This window comes from Neisseria sicca, assembly GCF_014054945.1.
GTDB classification, from domain to species: Bacteria; Pseudomonadota; Gammaproteobacteria; order Burkholderiales; family Neisseriaceae; genus Neisseria; species Neisseria sicca.
On the sequence record NZ_CP059566.1, the window covers coordinates 2,687,177 to 2,705,247 of the forward strand.

Below are 18,071 nucleotides of genomic sequence, written 5' to 3' on the forward strand. Positions count from 1 at the left end.
CGTCTGAAAACTTTTCAGACGACCTTTTCATTACCTCAACCTTACTATTAAGCCGCGTTGTCGAAGCCGCTGTGGCGCAGCAGTGCGTCTATGCTCGGTTCGCGTCCGCGGAAGGCTTTGAAGGATTCCGCCGCGCTGCGGGAGCCGCCGACGGCGAGGATTTCCTGCCAGAAGCGTTTGCCTGTGGCGGCGACGTCGTCGCTTTCTTCAAAGGCGGCGTAGGCGTCGGCGCTGAGGACTTCGGCCCATGCGTAGCTGTAATAGCCTGCGGAATAGCCGCCGGCGAAGATGTGGCCGAAGCTGTTGGCGAAGCGGTTGTATTCGGGCGGTTGGATGACGGCGACTTCTTTGCGCACGCTGTCTAAAACCTGCGGCCAGTTTTTCAGACGGCCTTCGTCGTCTTCGCTGTAAATGGTCATGTCGAAGAGGGCGAACTCCATCTGGCGGACGAGGAACATGCCGCGTTGGAAGTTTTTGGCGGCAAGCATTTTGTCGAAAAGTTCTTTCGGCAGGGGCTCGCCGGTTTCTTCGTGGGCGGACATTTGTGCCAAGACGTCGTATTCCCAGACGAAGTTTTCCATAAACTGGCTGGGCAGCTCGACTGCGTCCCATTCGACGCCGTTGATGCCGGATACGCCCAGTTCGTCCACTTGGGTGAGCAGGTGGTGCAGGCCGTGACCGGTTTCGTGGAAGAGGGTGAGGATTTCGTCATGGCTCAAGCGGGCTTCTTTGCCGCCGACGGGCGGGGTAAAGTTGCAGACAAGGTAGGCGGTGGGCAGTTGCAGCGTGCCGTCGGCGAAGCGGCGGCGGCCTTTGTAGTCGTTCATCCACGCGCCGCCGCGTTTGCCTTCGCGGGCGTAGAGGTCCATATAGACGTCGCCTATGGTTTTGCCGTTTTGCTCCAGCTCGAAGTAGCGCACGTCTTTGTGCCAGACGGGAACGGTTTTTTCGGCGAATCCGATGCCGTAGAGTTTTTTGATTTGGGCGAACAGGCCTGCCAGGACTTTGCTGACGGGGAAGTATTTTTTGACTTCGGTTTCGCTGAATGCGTATTTGGCTTCGCGCAGTTTTTCGCTGGCGTAGCTCAAATCCCACGGCTGCGGGTCGGCGAGGTTCAGGCGTTCGCGGGCGAAGGCTTTGACTTCGGCGAGGTCTTTTTCGGCGTAGGGTTTGGCGCGGCGGGCGAGGTCGTGCAGGAAGGTGAGGACTTGTTCGGGCGTATCCGCCATTTTGGTTGCCAACGACAGCTCGGCGTAGTTTTTGAAGCCGAGCAGTTTGGCGGTTTGCAGGGCATTTTCGAGCGTGCGGTCGATGTTGGCGGTGTTGTCGAATTTGCCGTCGTTTGAAAGTTCGCTGGCGCGGGTAACGTAGGCGCGGTAGATTTGTTCGCGCAGTTCGCGGTTGTCGGCGTATTGGATGACGGCGAGGTAGTGCGGAATCTGCAAACCGATTTTGTAGCCTGTTCTGCCTTCGCTTTGCGCGGCGGCGGCAAACATGGCGAGCGAGTCTTCGGGAATGCCGGCAAGCGGTGCGGCGTCGTCGAAGTAGAGGGCGAAGGCGTCGGTTGCGTCTAAGACGTTTTGCGAGAATTTGGCGGAGAGTTGCGCGCTTTCGGTTTGCAGTTTCGCCAGTTCTGCCTGCTGTTCGGGCGGCAGTTCCGCGCCGCTGAGGACGAAATCGCGCAGGTCGTGGTTGAGCTTGGTTTGCTGTGCGGGGGAGAGGGTCTCGAATTCGGGGGAATTTTTGATGGTTTTGAAGCGGTTGTACAGCTCGATGTCTTGTCCGATTTCGGTGAAGAAGACGGTGATTTCGGGCATCAGTTCGTTATAGACGGCGCGCAGTTCGGGCGTATCGACGACGGAGTTGAGGTGCGACACGACGCCCCAAATCCTGCCGACGCGTTCGGTGATGTCGGTCAGACGCTCGACGGTGTTTGCCCAGTCGGTGTGCGTTTGGGCTTTGACTTCGGCAATCTGCGCGCGCGCTTCGGCGATGGCGGTTTGCAGGGCGGGTTTGATGTCGGCGGTTTGGATGGCGTCGAAACGGGGTTCTTCGCCCAAATGGAGCAGTACGTTGTCGGTCATGGATGGGATTCCTTTGTGTGGGTGGCGGGTTCGGACGGAGGTCGTCTGAAAAATGGCTGCCGCCTGAGTCAATGGGAAAATGGGGATAATGTGTGTCTGGGTTTTAGGTTTGCCGTTCGGGCGAACCGATTGTGTTTTCAGACGACCTGTTTGGATTCGGGGTCGTCTGAAAACGATGGGGCAAACGATAGGGGAGATATAGTGCCATCTTGTCGGGCTTAAAGCGTCTTTCCCTGTTTTTACGCTATTCTGCGCCGCGCGGGTTGGATTTGAGCGGGGCGGCGAGGTCGAGGCTCATCGGTGTGCCGGCGGGGGCGAACACGGCTTGTGCGATATTGGTTTGCAACGAATCGGCAAACGCGCCGCGGTAGATTTTCGCGCCTTGGTGGGTTAGGTTGGATTGGACGTCGACATAGACTTCGCCGCCGATTTGCTGCCACAGGCGGCAGAACGTGTAGTCTTCGGAAAGGTAGCGTTTGCTTTCGGGATCGACCATGCAGTCGAAGAAGCGGTAGTGCAGCCCTTTGTCTTCGCGTTTGTAGTCGCTGTCGGAGATGTAGTTCAGCTCGGGGTAGGCGGCCATCATTTTTTCGAACACGCTGCGTTTGATGACCATGAATCCGGTCGGCGCGTCATCGACTTTCATAAAGCCTTCTTCATCGACGCGCAGGACGATTTCGCCGTTTTCGTTTTTATCGCCTGTGTTGACGGTGTAGGCGGTGTACATCCGCTCGAAATCCGCCTGCGTCGTGCCGGCAGGAACGCCTTCGTCAGGCCAGTTTTCGCGTTTCAACGGATAAATGCCGGCAACGACGTCTTTGTCTGCCAAAAGCAGACGGTAGAACGCTTCGGCGGAAAAACCGATGTCGGAGTCTATCCAGAAGAGGTGCGTCCATTCTTTGTTTTCCAAGAAGGTCGCCACGCAATTATTGCGCGCGCGGGTAATCAGGCTCTCGCCGCGCTGCATCATTACTTGCAGCGGCCAGCCGTTTTGCGCGCTGGTGTGGACGATATTGAGCAGCGAAAGGACGTAATTGTGGAAATATTTCCCGTCGTGGCTGGGGGTCATGATGACGGGGTACATTTGCGTAAGGGCGGATTCGGGCAACATAGTATTTTCCTGATTGTTAATAGATTATGGGGTTAAGCTTGAGGGTTTAGCAGGCGGTATTGTACGCGCAAAAATTCATCCAACACTGCTTGCTGGATTTCTAAACGCTTCGCCACGGGCGAGGCATAGCGCACGATGATAAGGTACACCTTGTCGTCATGCGGCACGCGGGTTACGCGCGGCTGGGCGGCAGGGGTGATGAACAGCTTCTCCGCCTGCACGTTTTCCAAATGCCGCTGGATGGCGGGTACATAAGGTTGGCACAAAGGCTCCAATACGGCTTTCAGACGACCTACAATCACATCCGAATCCAAATGAATCGGCACGGGAATTTCCACCGTATGAATCACATAATCGCCCAAAATATTGTCGCGGCGGACGGAATGGTTCAAAAGCAGGCTGTTCGGGAACGACAGCGTTTTACCCGAAAGCTGCCCGACCAGCGGGTTCGGACCGATCTGCATCATCAGCGTATTCAAAAGATTAATATCGACCACACGCCCGCGCAGGCCGTTCACTTCAATATAGTCGCCGACCGAATATTGTTTCGTTACCGAGCGCAAGATGCTGCCCGACAAACACATAATCAGTTCCTTCGTCGCCACCACAATCGCCGCCGCTACGGCAAACATCGACAGCGCCAGCGTCTGGATTTGTGTCGCCCAAATTACCGCCAGCCCGAAAATCGTCAAAATCAGCGTCAGATTGCGGCTGAGTACCAAGGAGCGGCGTTTTTCCTCGATGCTGTAATGCGGATGACGGCGCAGATACAGTTTCAGCAAAACGCCCCGCAAAACCAGCAGCGCCATGACCATCAGCACCGATTCCACCACTTCCTCGCGTACTGGCAGAGTATGCAGCCATTGCCGTACTGTGTCCCACATAGTGTAAAAATCCTATATTTATCTTGATATTGTTTTCAGACGACCTATACGCACCATCGGCACGGATTGCCGGGCCGCCTAAGAAATGACATTATAAATGATAACGAATGGGGAGGTCGTCTGAAACATCCGTAAGAGGCATATCATCGAAATGGCGCGTTCAGACGACCTTTAAAGCCTATGATGATATACTGTAACACTATGTTAATAAAGAGGAAATTGTTTACTAGGTTGCCAAAAAAGGATAACATGTAGTCCGTAACCTAAAGGGTTTGAATTAACCACCGATAACGAGGAATCAAAATGACTTGCAAAATCCACGATCATCACGACCATACCCATGGCACCGGTTGCGGCCATACCGCCATCAAACACGGCGACCACACCGACTATCTGCACGACGGTCATCTGCACCACGAACACAACGGCCATTACGACGAACACAGCTTAAGCGTCAATGAAACCAACCCTGACGGCTGCCATCCCGTCGATACCTGCAAAGGCCATGTTCACGGCGAAGGTTGCGGCCATGAAGCCGTACCGCACGGCGATCACACCGACTACATCGTCAACGGCCGCCTGCACCACCAACACGGCGACCACTGCGACGATCACGGTCCGGTCGAGATTGTGAAGTAAGCGCAATAGAAGCGGTTTCTTCTGAAATAAGCGTTAAGAACAAAAGGTCGTCTGAAAATGCTGCTTCCGTAAGGTAAAACGGAATGGCGTTTTCAGACGACCTTTTGTGTTTTCCATCTTATTGGGAGGGAGAGGGGGAGAGGTAAATGGGCTTTATCTTTTGTTTGTTAAACCAAGTTCTATTAGATAGCTATTCTCTATCGTTTATGATTTCAATAAATCCGATAAGCTATCATTTTCTTCCGCTGCAACCGTATATTTCTCTTGCGCCCATTCGCCTAAGTCGATCAATCGGCAGCGTTGACTGCAAAAAGGCCGGTATTTGCTCTCTTCATTCCATATCACCGGCTTTTGACAGGTCGGACATTTCACAGTCGTTACTTCAGTCATTATTTGTTCCTTACAAATCATTTATGCTTTGTCTGTTGATTGAAATATTTCACGTTAGGGCAATGATGTACCAAATTTCGAGTTGCCGGAATATCCCAGATAAAACCTATGCAGTCCCTGAATTTTTTGGGTCAATTCAGATAAAGTCCCTTCATTTTCTAAGACATCATCTGCATAGAGCAGCCGCGTTTTGCGGCTGGCCTGAGTGTTCATAATGCGCTTGATCTCTTCTGTATTCAAACCGCTTCTTTGCTGAACGCGAAGAATTTGGGTTGCTTCAGAAACGTCGATAACCAATACTCTATCGACAGCCGCTAAAAATTCCGGATTTTCAATCAGCAAAGGTACATCGATGATGCCGTATGCTGCGTTAGGATAGCGGGTTTTTGCAGATTTGATTTCATTTAAAATCAAAGGCAGCAACACCTCTTCCAATTCTTTTTTGGCTTGAGGTCGTCTGAAAACAAGATCCCTCAAAGCAGCACGGTTCAGACTGTTTTGGGTATGAAAAACCTTGTCGCCAAAAAGACGGCGGATAGCCGGTAATGCTATACCGTTATCCGCCGTCAGGTTTCGACTCAGGGCGTCGGCATCAATGTGCGGGACACCCAAATCAGAAAAGATTTTTGCTGCTTGAGATTTCCCGCTGCCGATACCACCTGTCAAACCTATCCATAAAGTCATATTAAAACCCTGATTTGGTCAGCCACCAAGTGACGGCACGATGTACCGGCTCATTAGCTACCAAAATAATCCAGCCGGCAATAGCCAAACTCGGACCGAATGCAAAATATTGTCCTTTGGCAACCCGTCCGATAATCGCACCAATCAGACCAATTAAAGCTGCCATAAAGACCAATACAGGTAAAATGCCGACACCAAGCCATGCACCTAGTGCAGCCAGCAATTTAAAATCGCCGTTACCCATACCGATTTTTCCAGTCAAAAGCTTATAGATAAAACACAACAGCCATAAGCTCATATAGCCGAAAACCGCGCCTAAAACGGCAGATTTTAATGGAACAAAAGTGCCATTCAAATTAAACAGCAAGCCTAACCATATCAGCGGCAGGGTCAGGCTGTCAGGTAAATATTGAGTATCTGCATCGATAAAGGTCAATGCAATCAATAGCGCAGTCAATATCAAACCGCCAAATGCAGCCATCGTCCAGCCATATTGCCACGCCATAACACCAAACAATATGCCGGTCAATAATTCGATTAAGGGATAACGGATGCTGATGGGCGTTTTACACGAACCACATTTACCACCAAGCATCAGATAACTGAAAATCGGAATATTTTGCCAAGCCTTTACCGGGGCATGACACTTAGGGCAGCGTGAATCCGGTTTCATCAAATTGAATGGTTGCTGCTCTTCTTCCGTTAATTCAAGCTGCAAATGCTCTTTCGCAAACTGAGTCCAGCCGCGTTCCATCATAACAGGAACGCGGTAAATGACAACATTAAGGAAACTTCCGATTAACAAACCAACGACGACAGATAATGGAATAGCAAATGGTGCTAATGTATCCAAAGATTCCAGCATATTAACCTACTACGTTACCGAGGTTAAACAGCGGCAGATACATTGCTACCAACAATGTTCCGATGATGGAGCCTAAAACTACCATAATGATGGGCTCCATCAGTGAGGATAATTGTGCTACAGAGTTATCAACTTCATCCTCGTAAAATTCAGCAGCCTTATTCAGCATATCATCAAGGGAACCGGATTCTTCACCAATAGCGGCCATTTGAATAACCATATTGGGGAACATATCCGTACTTTGCATACTCGAAGTCAAAGAAAGACCTTGAGTAACTTTCGCACGAATGTCCTGTGTTGCCTCCTCATAAAGGATATTACCGGCTGCACCTGCTACTGAATCTAAAACTTCTACCAAAGGTACGCCTGCTGCAAACAAGGTGGAAGTGGTACGAGCCCAGCGAGCAATAGTTGCTTTACGGACAATTTGACCAAAAATTGGTAAACGTAAAACCATTGCATCTATACGTTTCTGGAAATTTGGTGATTTTTCATGTAGTTTATAAACACCAAAACAAATGGCAATAACTATAACAATCATCAGCCACCCATATTCCACGAATATTTTGGAAATATCCATAACAATTTTGGTTAAACCAGGCAATTCAGCACCCATTCCAGCATAAACTTTACCAAATTCAGGTAATACCCAACGCATCATTACGAAGATCAATGCTATTGCAACAACAACAATAGAAATTGGGTACGTCAGCGCGGTTTTCACTTTTTTCTTAATGGCTTGCGTTTTCTCTTTATATACAGCAAGTTTATCCAACAGGCTTTCCAAAACACCGCCAGCTTCGCCGGCCGCAATCAGATTGCAATAAAAACGGTCGAAATATTTTGGGTATTTGGCAAATGATTTACCTAATGCACTACCTTGTTCCACATCTGCACGGACTTGCATCAACATTTCAGTCATGGATGGGTTGGAGTGTCCGCGTGCGACAATTTCAAAAGCCTGCATTAAAGGCAGACCTGCTTTCATCATGGTGGCGAGTTGACGGGTAAAGACAGTAATGTCTTCCTGAGTAATACGACGCTTTTTAGTTGCCTTTACCTTACTGATACGTAAAGGGCGTATCCCGCGGCGTTGGAGCTTTTTACGCGCTTCTTCTTCGTCTTTGGCGACTACTTCGCCTCGGACCAATTGATCCGTATTGGTATTTTTACCTTCAAACGTAAAACGTTTGCCTTTATTTTTTTGAGCGAATAAGCCTCTTTTTTGCTCTGCTTGAGCCATTTTGTTACCCCTTGGTTTAATGTTTAAGAATGAAGAAAACAAAAGTCCCCGTGTTTCTTCGATTCAATGGTTTAATCGTTAGTGTGAGCAATAACTTCTTCTAATGAAGTCAACCCTTGCATAACTTTTAATAAGCCTGCACGGCGTAAATCGACCATGCCTTCTTTATAGGCCATGTTCATAATATCAACTTCCGTACCATTATTCATAATGACACGTTGCATTTCCTCGGTAATCGGCATTACTTCGTAGACACCGACACGGCCTTTAAAGCCTTTACCACGACAACTATCGCAACCGACAGGACGGTAGAGTTTCCAATCCTTTGCTAAATCTTCATCTGTAAATCCTGCTTTTTTTAATGCGGGAACGGGAGGACGTTCAACCTCACGCTTACAGCTCGAACACAGACGACGCAATAGTCGTTGCGCCATAATTAAGCTGACGGAACTGGCAATGTTGAATGGGGCAACCCCCATGTTCAACATACGGGATAGGGTCGCAGGCGCATTATTGGTATGCAACGTTGAAAACACCATATGTCCGGTTTGTGCCGCTTTGATGGCAATATCCGCGGTTTCCAAGTCCCGAATCTCACCTACCATGATAATGTCAGGGTCTTGTCGCAAGAAAGATTTCAACGCCGCAGCAAAAGTCAAACCTTGTTTATCATTGACGTTGACTTGGTTGATGCCGGGCAAATTAATCTCGGCCGGGTCTTCTGCGGTGGAAATATTGACGTCTTCTGTATTTAAAATATTCAAGCAAGTATAAAGTGATACGGTTTTACCGGAGCCTGTCGGACCTGTTACCAATACCATGCCATAAGGCCGATGAATGGCCTCAAGCAGCATTTCTTTTTGGAAGGGTTCGAATCCCAGTTGGTCAATATTTAAAGTTGCTGCATCAGAATTCAGAATACGCATTACCACTTTTTCACCAAAAAGCGTAGGTAACGTACTTACACGAAAATCAATGGGGCGACCGTGTTTATGGAAAGCAATCTGAATACGACCATCTTGCGGTACGCGTTTTTCCGAAATGTCCAAACGCGCCATTACTTTGATGCGTGAAGCCAGCTGTCCGCGTACAGCAACAGGGGGTTGAACCACTTCCCTTAGCTGTCCATCTACACGAAAACGGACACGAGCCATTTGTTCATAAAATTCGAAATGTATATCGGATGCGCCTGCATTTAGTGCATCTGATAAAGTTTTGTGAATAAAGCGTGGAATAGGTCCATCTTCAGCCTCTTCGTTGTCAATATAAAGCGCCTGAGAGGGCTGGGCAGCTTCTTGTTCTTCACTAATTTCTTTTAAGATGGTGGTAGAACGTTGTCCTAACCATTCTAAAAGGGAGCTTAACTGATCGTCAGGTACGACAACCAAATCTATCGTAACACCTGAAGAAAAAGTGATTTTTTGGAAGTTTTGGATTTGTGTCGGGTCTGATACGGCCAGATAAACTTTACGGCCGCGACGAAATATGGGTATGCATCGATTTTGAACCATCTGTTCTTCGCTTAAAACATCAGTTATGACATTGCTGCGAGGATAATGATGCAAATCCAATAAGGGGTAGCTGAATACACGTGCAACTAATTCTCCTAAACTTCTAGGAGAGATGATGCCGTCCGCAAAAAGCATGGGTAAGATTTCTTTCCCTGATTTCAAGGCATTGCCGTAATGTTCAGCTTGTGCATTTGTAATGGTCTGGCTTTGAAGCAGTACGCGTAATAGTCCGATACTCATTATTCAATTATCCATTTCTTGTATAACCTTTTATACAGTAAATATTTTCAGGCATCATGCCGATGAAATATCTTACAAAAAGGAGATCCCCATTGGTTACTTGATATTTTGTATTTAACTGTATTAAAAGGAAATTTTATTTTAAGTGTTTTTATTTATTGTTAAGGAATAATATGATATTCCGATGGTATGTGCAATCCCTTATTTATGCAGAATATTATAGGGAGGGTAGTTTGGAAATTTTTAGGGAGTCGCTATTATAAGGCAAACAATACAGTTGCAACACTTCTCGGCGGAACTTTGTATGAGACTCTCTTAGAGTGATTGCTTTGGATGCTGTTTCTAGCGGGATAATTTGGTGGTATTTAAGAGACAGTATGGTGGGGATAGACCACATGTAGGTCGTCTGAAAACTAAAAATGCGAAAAGCCGAATCATGTTTGAGTACATGATCCGGCTTTGATTTGATATGAGCGACTATTTCAGTAAATTAAAAATAGGGACTCAGTTCATTAGTCGATAATTTATTGGCGAATACGAGTTTGTGCGGGAGCAGGTGCAACTTCGCGAATAATGACTTCACGAACAACTTGAGGTTCTGCTTTTTTCGGACCGCAGCCTTCAGGCATCCAATAGAATGATTGGGCATTTTTGTCTTTATCAAACAGAATTTTGAATTGGCAAGTTTTGTGTTCGCCATTTTCACGGTAGTTGAACAAGTAGTCCCACTCGCGCACGCCATAAAGACCTTCTTGGAAGTGAGGACGTCCAATCAGTTCATAGATTTGGTCTTTATTCATGCCGGCTTCAATTTGACGGACATTATCCCAGTTTGGCCAAGAACCATGTTGAGTACCATCGTGACGCAGGGTGGTTTTTGCTGCATCAGGCCATACGGGATTGTCAGTAGTGCCTTCTTTGCTAACTTTGCTCAGATTACCACAGGCTGCCAAGGAGAGTGCTGCAATCGCAGGCAATACAAATTTCGATAATTTCATGTTTTTTCCTTTTATATCAAATCTTTGATAGATGGAGATGATTTTAAACCATCCCCTCTAGGTCTTACCATTGGTAGCCGACGCTTCCGCCCCAGTTGACATCTTTGCGGGTGTTCACGCTTACGCCGGTTTTGATAGACCATTTGTTGTTATCGGAATTATGTGCATAACCAACAGCAATTGCTTGTTGACCACGATAGCCACCTACAGCTGCAGAAACGATACTTTTACCTGCTTCGTTCGGACGTTGAAGGAAGCCGATTGCAGTAGCACCAGCGATACCTGCACGCAGGTCTTTGTTCATATCGTTGATGCGGTCTTGGAGGTTATTGATAACGATGCTGTTGCCGTTTGTTTGTGCGGCTACTTGGTACAGTTGGCTGCCGTTGATGGCATCTGTGCTGGTAGGTGTGATACGGCCGGCTGCAACATTGGTGATTGTGCGTTCGTTACCTGCTGAGCCTACACTTACTGTAGATGTAGGATTAGTACCGGCAAAACCACTGTAAGTTACGCCGTTTACAGTAGCGCTGTTAGTGCCTACTGCAGCAGAAGTAGTAGAATTTGCGCCTAAAGCAACAGAGTATTCATCACTTGCAATCGCTCCGCGACCGATAGCGACAGAAGAGCCGCCTTTAGCTTGGGCCTGCAGACCAGAAGCGACGCTGGCGTTTCCAGTAGCTTGGGAAGCAGGACCTGTTGCAACAGAGTAGTTGCCGCTGGCGACGGAAGAAGAACCTACTGCAGCCGCAGAAGTACCGCTGGCTTGAGCTTTTTGACCTACTGCAACGGTGTAAGCGCCGGTTGCTTGAGTGCCTTGTCCGACAGCGGTGGAGGCAGGAGCTGTAGCATTAGAGCCGGAGCCAAATGCGGTAGAAGACAGGCCTTCAGCGACAGAGGAAGAACCTACTGCAGTGCTGCTGTTGCCTTTTGCGGCAGCTTGGCGACCGATAGCGGTAGCTGCATTAGCAGTTGCACTGGCACCTTGACCGAAAGCTGCAGCGGCAGTGCCTTCAGCTTTGGAGAGTGTGCCAACTGCAGTAGCAGATTCATGTTCAGCAGTGGTTTCAGTACCAATTGCAACAGTGCTGTGGCTTTTTGCGCTGGCTTGAATGCCAACAGCCACGCCGTAACGGCCAGTTGCGCCCTTGCTGTCATAGTTGCCGCGGACGGGTTCGTTGTTATCGTTAATGCTTACATATGAAGCATTTGTCAGCGCTGCTGCAAATGCAGGTGAAGCAGAAACAAGACCTGCGGCTGCCAATGACAAAGCCACTGTTTTGTTGAGCGCGGTAAAACGATTCATGTGTGTTTTGTGTTTCATAATTATCTCCCTGATAAAAACACATAAATAATAATATGGATGAATCTATATATTTTGCATATTTTAATTGACAAATATATGCCGTTTATCTAATATGCATACCACTGGTCATCGAGCAGTGGTAAAATACATAAAATTTTATTTCTAAAAAATAAAATTGATTCAGAAAACAAATGGTTCGAAGCACGATTTACTACTTCGTACATGATCACCATTATATGAAGTTCCTTATTTTGTATTTATTATTTTTTTTTATCAAATATTAACTTCATTATAAAAAAACAATCGATTTCCTCATTATCTATATGTAATATATAACAAAAAAAATAATAACACATATAATATATTTATGTTTTTTGATTTATTTTGGTTTTAAATTGCGTTTTTTGCTTTTCAGTTAATTAAAAATATCTTATTTGTTCGGTTTGGTCATTGTTGAAATCAAGCGTTGCATTTTATATATTTAATATGGTAGGAAATTTTATATGAAGATATATTTTTTCCACTGGAAATGATATTTTTCTTTTTTGTCTCTCTGTTAATTATTCCATAGATTTGTGTTGTATTTTCGATACTTGTGCCATGGCGTGGATAAGAGGTGTTTTTGTTTGGATGGTATATATTGGAATAAGCTGAGATTTGTAAAGACAATCCGAGTTTTCAGACGACCTTTTAGTCAAAAATAAAGCCCGATTATTGCAATCGGGCTTTATTGGTTTGTGGTTGTATCATTCAATCACGATTTTCGGGAAGCGGCTGCTGAAATCTTTGCCTTTGTCTGCAATGGTCAGTGCGATTTGAAAGGCTGCGTCGGTATAAATTTTGGCAATAGCGGGATGTTCGTCAAACAACTGTTTCGCCGCGCCGCCATCCATTGCTTCGCGTACGGGCAGGCTTAACGGAAGCTGTCCGAGCAGCGGGACATTCAGACGACCTGCCAGGTTTTTGCCGCCTTCAGAACCGAAAATAGCTTCAGCGTGGCCGCAGTTGGAGCAGATATGTACCGACATGTTTTCCAGGACGCCGAAAATCGGAATATTGACTTTGTGGAACATATCGACTGCTTTGCGCGCGTCAATCAGGGCAATGTCTTGCGGCGTGGTAACGACGACCGAACCGGTTACAGGGATTTTCTGCGACAGGGTGAGCTGGATATCGCCTGTACCCGGCGGCAGGTCGATGAAGAGGTAGTCCACTTCATCCCACTCGCTTTGGAACATCAACTGCTGCAAGGCTTGGCTGACCATCGGGCCGCGCCAAACGACGGCTTGGTCGGTATCGACCAGAAAGCCGATGGACATCACTTGGATGCCGCTGTCGGCTTCGACGGGAATCAGTTTTTTGTTTTGTTGGTCAGGTTTGCGGTCTTGCACGCCCAACATGGTCGGCTGGCTCGGACCGTAGAGGTCGGCATCCAGTACGCCCACTCGCGCGCCCATGCGTGCCATGGCGGTGGCAAGATTGGCGGTGGTGGTGGATTTGCCGACACCGCCTTTGCCGGATGCAACGGCGATAATGTTTTTGACGCCTTTGATGGTGGCAACGCCGGGCTGTACTTTGTGCGTTGTGATTTCCGTGTCGATGCTGAGGTGGATATGCGCGTCGCCCGTGATGCCGATGACGGCTTCTTGCAGGCTGTTGGCGATGTCGGCGGCGATATGGCCGACGGGGAATCCGAATTTCAGTCCGATATGGAGGTCGTCGGAGCGTTCTTCCAACAGTTGGACGGCTTTTTCACTGCCGAGCGTGCGCTCGGTGCCGGGGATTTTTACTGCTTCCAGTGCAGTTTGAATGGCTACGATATTCATGGCGTATCTCTGGTTGATAGGGAACGATAATTGAATGAAGGATGATTCATGTTTGGTGTGTTAAATACAGGAAATACGGTAGGTATGGAATGAAAGATACGGATCCATATTTCAGGAAAAATGCGTGAGTGCTGTAATAAATTTTCTTACAATAAAAACTGTATCTAAAGTCATCAAAATTAATTTAAATATTATTAAAAATATAGAGTTTTTATACAATGAATTATCAGGTTGGTCATGATATTTTATGTAATTAAATTTCTGAACTTTATATTATGTCTCAATGAATATGAATGAGCTGGGTAGTGAATGTTAATCCCAATTTGCGGCAAGTTCATTTGCTATTTTGAGTCGTTCTGTAGTGCCGACATCCAGCCATAATCCATTGTGTTGCTCGCCGGTAACGCGGTGTTGGTTCATGGCTTCCCGCAATAGAGGCGCGAGTTTGGCGATTTGGTTGGGTGGTGTATTTTGAAAAAGGTCGGGGTGGTATATGCCTATGCCGCTGAAGGTTAGTGCGATTCCTTCGGTTTTATTGGAGTGTACCTGTCCATCGGAGGAAATGGAAAAATCGCCCTCCGGATTGTGCGGGGGATTGGGAACCAACCAAATATGTGCCAGTAGGTTGGATGTTTGTAGGGATGTGGCAGCCTGTCGGGCGGCGTTGAAGTCGATATCGGTCAAAACATCTCCGTTGATGACAAGGAAAGGGGCGTCGCCCAGTAAGGGTAGAGCGGTGGCGATTCCGCCGGCGGTCTCCAGTCCGCCTGTCGATTCGGGAGAGTAGGCTATGCTGACTCCGTATTGTGCGCCGTTACCAAGTGTGGCTTCGATTTGTTCGCCTAGCCATGCGTGATTGATGACGATTTCGGTGAAACCTGCATTTTTCAGACGACGTATATGCCAGCCGATGAGTGGTTCGCTGCCGACTTTTAGAAGTGGTTTGGGTGTGTGGTCGGTCAGGGGGCGCATCCTTTCTCCGCGTCCTGCTGCCAGTATCATTGCTTTCATGGCTGTCCTTGTTTGGGATGGGATTATATAGTGGCTTAACTTTAAACCAGTACGGCGTTGCCTCGCCTTAGCTCAAAGAGAACGATTCTCTAAGGTGCTGAAGCACCAAGTGAATCGGTTCCGTACTATCTCTGTACTGTCTGCGGCTTCGTCGCCTTGTCCTGATTTAAAGTTAATCCACTATAGTCATTTGATGTGAAAGTATACAGTGTTGTGCCGTCAGGATTCAAAGGGAATGATACTTTGGTTATCGGTGTATTGATTGGTCGTTGATGAGGGGATACGGAATCAATAGGTCGTCTGAAAACGAAGATGGGTTTTCAGACGACCTTGTGTTTAGGCCAATGATTTGAATTGTCGGCGGAAATACAGTAGCGCCGGGTTGTCGGTGTGGGTAGTGGTGATTTCATCGATGCGGACATAAAAGATGAAATGTGTGCCGATTTCGTGTTGATCAATAATGTGACCGTGTAAATGGGTCAGTGCGCCTTCAACTTCGAGTTGGCCGGTTTGCCCTCTATGCCAAATGTGGTATTCGAAGCGTTCTTCGGGGGAAAGGTTGGTGAGTCCTGCGAAGTGTTCGGCGACGTCTTGCTGATTTTCTGACAGGGTGTTGATACAGAGGTTTCGGTTTGCCTGCAATATGGGAATGATGCCTGCCTGCCGGTTGATACATAACATAACGGTAGGCGGCTCGTCGGTAATCGGCGCTACGGCTGTCATGGTAATGCCGTAACGTCCGGACTGTCCGTCTGTGGTAATAACATGGACGCCTGCGGCACAGGATGCCATAGCATCGCGGAATGGACTCTTGAGTGTGTGTGTGGAATCTGTCATTCAGTTTCTTTTATTTTAGTGCCTGCTCAATTTGCGCGAGCTGGCGCAAAAGCTCTTTCAATTCGAGCATTTTTTCTTTGGATAAGATTTTTTCGATGGCGTCATAGCGTTCATCCACTTGTGCGCCTATGGTTTCGTACAGTTTTTCGCCTTCTTGGGTCAGCTTCAGGTAAACGCGGCGCTGGTCGTTAGAGGGTTTCAGGCGTACCGCCAAGCCTGCTTTTTCCAGTCGGGTCAGGATGCCGGTCAGGCTGGGACGTAAGATGCAGGCTTGGTTGGCGAGATCTTGAAAGTCTAATGTGCCGTTTTCTGCCAGAAGGCGGATGATACGCCATTGCTGGTCGGTAATATTGGCTTGGTTCAAAATAGGGCGGAATTGTGTCATCAACGCTTCTCGGGCTTGAATCAGTCCAATATTGATAGATGCATGTTTAGATTGGTTGGGCATTATAAGTCTCCATTGTTATCAAAAATCAAACCGTTGAAGCGCGAGGCGGGTATGCAAAAAGCGTTTTTTCATTATAAGCTGCTATTGAAGCGGCAAGGATATATGGGAACAAAAACATCATTGTTTGGGTATGTTGGGAATACGCTAAACAGTTTGTTTTGATAATAATGTTCCCAAGTTTTCTTATAATCCTATCTTAGTCTATTTTCTGCGCAATCTCAACAAAATCATCAAGTACGGATTTTTTGGGTAATTCGTTTCTTTAAAAAACAAATATATTTTGAAGCGATGGATATGCCGTATGGTATTTGAGTTCTTTATATTTTAAGGATTTTAAGCGAGAGGACGTGCTGCCAGCTGAAATCGGCAACGCCGACGGAGAGGCTGACGATAAAGAGTACCGCCAGCGCCAGCAGGTTCGACAGGTTGAAATAAGAAGATTTCGGAGACATAGGTTCGGTGGGGACGGGTTTCAGACGGCCTCAAACGGTCATCGGGGCCGCCTGAAAAACAAAAACGAAAACCGACGGCGCGTCCGGTCAGTATTCCGACAGCGGTTTTTCCGGGTCGTAGCCACCGTCGCTTTCCTTAACGACGGCCTGCCCGCAGATAATGTGTTCGCCGTCGAACGTGAGGGTGGGGTTGCCGTACAGCTCCCAGCCGTTTTGCAGGGCTTCGGTAACGCGGCGGCAGAACGAGGCGTCGTCCGGTCCGGTGAGGTAGCGGTAGAGTTTCATGAGCAGTTTCTCCAGTGTGAAAACATTTTCAGACGGCCTCAAAAGCAGGACGGGGCCGTCTGAAACAGTATAGTGAAATATCTAAAAAACAGTAACGGCCATATTCGGTAATTTACTCTTTCCGAGCGGCGGAAAAGGGACAAGACCGCCGTTGCGGCGCACAGGCCGTCTGAAATCCCACTGCCGCCATGCCTTGCATCGTTATATTTCACGCTGTCGGTTTATTTGGCGGCGTTAAACGCTTCCGTTACCTGTTTGGACGCATTCAGCAATTTCTGGGCGCCGCCTGCGGCAAGGTAGGTTTCCGGCGGCAGGTAGACCACCTGTCCCTTTTTTCAAGCCGTCGTTTCGGCCACCAGCGGATTGTCCAAAACGTCTTTGGCCGCCTTGCCTTCCTCGCCGATGGCGGCAGAACGGTTCAGCACAAACAACCAGTCGGGATTGGTTTTTTTAATGTATTCGAACGTAACGGGCTGGCCGTGGTTGCCTTTTTCCTTGATGGAGGAGTCGGCGGCCTTGGCCGCTTCAAACGAAGCGTTGATTTCCGCTTTCAATTTGTCCGCCTCCGCCTCCGCCTGTTTGCCGAAAATCTGAGCCAGCGCGTCGATGCGCTCTTTCGCACTGTCTTTCAGGTGCATAGGGGTTTGGTCAGTAGAAGAGGTTCATCAGCCAGATTCTGCTGCGCAATCCCCAATAGCTGCTCAATCCTGAGGTGTGATGTATCATTTTTCCGTTTTTAATCAAAATGATGGTCGGTGTGACGGCAATTTTCCAGTTGGCTGCCAATTGGTCGTCTGAATCGTTAATTGTCGGGAATTGCAGTTGATGTTCCTTCATATAGGATTGAATCTCTGTATCGGAGCCGGAATGTACGGCGACACCGAGCGTAGGAATACCGTTTTGATGTAGGCGATCGATTGTCGGGGATGTGTATGAGCAGATATGGCACCATGTTCCCCAAAAATAGACAACGGCAACACGTTCCTTGCTGAGTGTTTCGAGCGAAGTGCTGCTTCCATTGATAACACGGAGGGAATCTGATGAGGCTTGCATCGGTTGATTGGGTTTGCGCCACCAGTCAACGGCTACGGAAATCAGAATAAAGAGGAGGAGGGCTTGGATAAGGGATTTTAGATAAGGTAAGAGTCGTTTCATGTGGTGTCTGCATAAAACAGGCTGAATAGAAAGGAATCCGCATGTGCGGCTACAAGATTGGCTTGCGGGCGTCGTCTGCGGCTTGCAGCCTTGCATCGGTAG

The 18,071-nt window shown here is 47.9% G+C and carries 17 protein-coding genes and 2 pseudogenes; 1 reads left to right on the plus strand and 18 read right to left on the minus strand.

Translation table 11 applies throughout. From position 1 onward, the window contains the following. Positions 1-47: 47 nt before the first annotated feature. From H3L95_RS12735 to H3L95_RS12745, 3 genes are all read right to left on the minus strand, one after another. Positions 48-2,084, minus strand: coding sequence for a M3 family metallopeptidase (locus tag H3L95_RS12735; protein WP_003757140.1), 2,037 nt, complete (start codon positions 2,082-2,084; stop codon positions 48-50). Between the two features lie 244 nt (positions 2,085-2,328). Next, complete coding sequence (locus tag H3L95_RS12740) at positions 2,329-3,195, minus strand: hypothetical protein (RefSeq protein ID WP_003757139.1); 867 nt, start codon at positions 3,193-3,195, stop codon at positions 2,329-2,331. A gap of 32 nt (positions 3,196-3,227) precedes the next feature. Beyond that, positions 3,228-4,079: a mechanosensitive ion channel family protein gene (locus tag H3L95_RS12745; RefSeq protein ID WP_003757138.1), complete on the minus strand. Its 852-nt coding sequence runs from the start codon at positions 4,077-4,079 to the stop codon at positions 3,228-3,230. A gap of 303 nt (positions 4,080-4,382) precedes the next feature. Between H3L95_RS12745 and H3L95_RS12750 the strand changes: the two genes are divergently transcribed. Next, on the plus strand, positions 4,383-4,718 hold the full coding sequence (locus H3L95_RS12750; protein ID WP_003757137.1) for a hypothetical protein: 336 nt from the start codon (positions 4,383-4,385) through the stop codon (positions 4,716-4,718). A gap of 204 nt (positions 4,719-4,922) precedes the next feature. On the opposite strand, the gene yacG is transcribed toward H3L95_RS12750, so the two are convergent. From yacG to H3L95_RS12825, 15 genes and pseudogenes are all read right to left on the minus strand, one after another. Continuing rightward, positions 4,923-5,108 carry a DNA gyrase inhibitor YacG gene (yacG, locus tag H3L95_RS12755; protein WP_040668227.1) on the minus strand — a complete coding sequence of 62 codons (186 nt, stop codon included), beginning with the start codon at positions 5,106-5,108 and terminating at the stop codon, positions 4,923-4,925. A gap of 54 nt (positions 5,109-5,162) precedes the next feature. Continuing rightward, on the minus strand, positions 5,163-5,792 hold the full coding sequence (gene coaE / locus H3L95_RS12760; protein ID WP_003757134.1) for a dephospho-CoA kinase: 630 nt from the start codon (positions 5,790-5,792) through the stop codon (positions 5,163-5,165). Between the two features lies 1 nt (position 5,793). Beyond that, on the minus strand, positions 5,794-6,657 hold the full coding sequence (locus H3L95_RS12765) for a prepilin peptidase (RefSeq protein WP_003757133.1): 864 nt from the start codon (positions 6,655-6,657) through the stop codon (positions 5,794-5,796). A gap of 1 nt (position 6,658) precedes the next feature. Then, positions 6,659-7,900 (minus strand): type II secretion system F family protein, encoded by a 1,242-nt coding sequence (locus tag H3L95_RS12770; RefSeq protein WP_003757131.1) that lies wholly within the window; start codon positions 7,898-7,900, stop codon positions 6,659-6,661. Positions 7,901-7,971: 71 nt separating this feature from the next. After that, a complete protein-coding gene (gene pilB / locus H3L95_RS12775; RefSeq protein WP_003757129.1) occupies positions 7,972-9,651 on the minus strand; it encodes a type IV-A pilus assembly ATPase PilB in 1,680 nt (559 codons plus the stop codon). Positions 9,652-10,175: 524 nt separating this feature from the next. Beyond that, a complete protein-coding gene (locus tag H3L95_RS12780) occupies positions 10,176-10,649 on the minus strand; it encodes an outer membrane protein assembly factor BamE (RefSeq protein ID WP_003757128.1) in 474 nt (157 codons plus the stop codon). Between the two features lie 64 nt (positions 10,650-10,713). Next, a complete protein-coding gene (locus H3L95_RS12785; protein ID WP_003757126.1) occupies positions 10,714-11,973 on the minus strand; it encodes a YadA family autotransporter adhesin in 1,260 nt (419 codons plus the stop codon). Positions 11,974-12,701: 728 nt separating this feature from the next. After that, positions 12,702-13,781 (minus strand): iron-sulfur cluster carrier protein ApbC, encoded by a 1,080-nt coding sequence (gene apbC, locus H3L95_RS12790; protein ID WP_003757122.1) that lies wholly within the window; start codon positions 13,779-13,781, stop codon positions 12,702-12,704. Positions 13,782-14,093: 312 nt separating this feature from the next. After that, the gene (gene murU / locus H3L95_RS12795) at positions 14,094-14,792 is read right to left on the minus strand and encodes an N-acetylmuramate alpha-1-phosphate uridylyltransferase MurU (protein ID WP_003757121.1); all 699 of its coding nucleotides are present in this window, start codon (positions 14,790-14,792) and stop codon (positions 14,094-14,096) included. A gap of 336 nt (positions 14,793-15,128) precedes the next feature. After that, positions 15,129-15,629 carry a 4-hydroxyphenylacetate 3-monooxygenase, reductase component gene (gene hpaC, locus H3L95_RS12800; RefSeq protein ID WP_003757120.1) on the minus strand — a complete coding sequence of 167 codons (501 nt, stop codon included), beginning with the start codon at positions 15,627-15,629 and terminating at the stop codon, positions 15,129-15,131. 10 nt (positions 15,630-15,639) lie between these two features. Beyond that, positions 15,640-16,077, minus strand: coding sequence for a homoprotocatechuate degradation operon regulator HpaR (gene hpaR / locus H3L95_RS12805; RefSeq protein ID WP_003757119.1), 438 nt, complete (start codon positions 16,075-16,077; stop codon positions 15,640-15,642). 335 nt (positions 16,078-16,412) lie between these two features. Next, positions 16,413-16,529, minus strand: a pseudogene (locus tag H3L95_RS12810) (iron ABC transporter); the annotation flags it as partial. A gap of 87 nt (positions 16,530-16,616) precedes the next feature. Further along, positions 16,617-16,814 carry a DUF1737 domain-containing protein gene (locus H3L95_RS12815; protein WP_003767583.1) on the minus strand — a complete coding sequence of 66 codons (198 nt, stop codon included), beginning with the start codon at positions 16,812-16,814 and terminating at the stop codon, positions 16,617-16,619. Positions 16,815-17,035: 221 nt separating this feature from the next. Then, positions 17,036-17,449, minus strand: a pseudogene (locus tag H3L95_RS12820) (ABC transporter substrate-binding protein); the annotation flags it as partial. 13 nt (positions 17,450-17,462) lie between these two features. Beyond that, on the minus strand, positions 17,463-17,969 hold the full coding sequence (locus H3L95_RS12825; protein ID WP_182096174.1) for a protein disulfide oxidoreductase: 507 nt from the start codon (positions 17,967-17,969) through the stop codon (positions 17,463-17,465). Between the last annotated feature and the right edge of the window lie 102 nt (positions 17,970-18,071).

Coding starts and splice junctions, on each gene's coding strand:
- H3L95_RS12735 (WP_003757140.1), bottom strand. CDS start 2,084: ATGACCGACAACGTACTGCTCCATTTGGGCGAAGAACCCCGTTTCGAC.
- H3L95_RS12740 (WP_003757139.1), bottom strand. CDS start 3,195: ATGTTGCCCGAATCCGCCCTTACGCAAATGTACCCCGTCATCATGACC.
- H3L95_RS12745 (WP_003757138.1), bottom strand. CDS start 4,079: ATGTGGGACACAGTACGGCAATGGCTGCATACTCTGCCAGTACGCGAG.
- H3L95_RS12750 (WP_003757137.1), top strand. CDS start 4,383: ATGACTTGCAAAATCCACGATCATCACGACCATACCCATGGCACCGGT.
- yacG (WP_040668227.1), bottom strand. CDS start 5,108: ATGACTGAAGTAACGACTGTGAAATGTCCGACCTGTCAAAAGCCGGTG.
- coaE (WP_003757134.1), bottom strand. CDS start 5,792: ATGACTTTATGGATAGGTTTGACAGGTGGTATCGGCAGCGGGAAATCT.
- H3L95_RS12765 (WP_003757133.1), bottom strand. CDS start 6,657: ATGCTGGAATCTTTGGATACATTAGCACCATTTGCTATTCCATTATCT.
- H3L95_RS12770 (WP_003757131.1), bottom strand. CDS start 7,900: ATGGCTCAAGCAGAGCAAAAAAGAGGCTTATTCGCTCAAAAAAATAAA.
- pilB (WP_003757129.1), bottom strand. CDS start 9,651: ATGAGTATCGGACTATTACGCGTACTGCTTCAAAGCCAGACCATTACA.
- H3L95_RS12780 (WP_003757128.1), bottom strand. CDS start 10,649: ATGAAATTATCGAAATTTGTATTGCCTGCGATTGCAGCACTCTCCTTG.
- H3L95_RS12785 (WP_003757126.1), bottom strand. CDS start 11,973: ATGAAACACAAAACACACATGAATCGTTTTACCGCGCTCAACAAAACA.
- apbC (WP_003757122.1), bottom strand. CDS start 13,781: ATGAATATCGTAGCCATTCAAACTGCACTGGAAGCAGTAAAAATCCCC.
- murU (WP_003757121.1), bottom strand. CDS start 14,792: ATGAAAGCAATGATACTGGCAGCAGGACGCGGAGAAAGGATGCGCCCC.
- hpaC (WP_003757120.1), bottom strand. CDS start 15,629: ATGACAGATTCCACACACACACTCAAGAGTCCATTCCGCGATGCTATG.
- hpaR (WP_003757119.1), bottom strand. CDS start 16,077: ATGCCCAACCAATCTAAACATGCATCTATCAATATTGGACTGATTCAA.
- H3L95_RS12815 (WP_003767583.1), bottom strand. CDS start 16,814: ATGAAACTCTACCGCTACCTCACCGGACCGGACGACGCCTCGTTCTGC.
- H3L95_RS12825 (WP_182096174.1), bottom strand. CDS start 17,969: ATGAAACGACTCTTACCTTATCTAAAATCCCTTATCCAAGCCCTCCTC.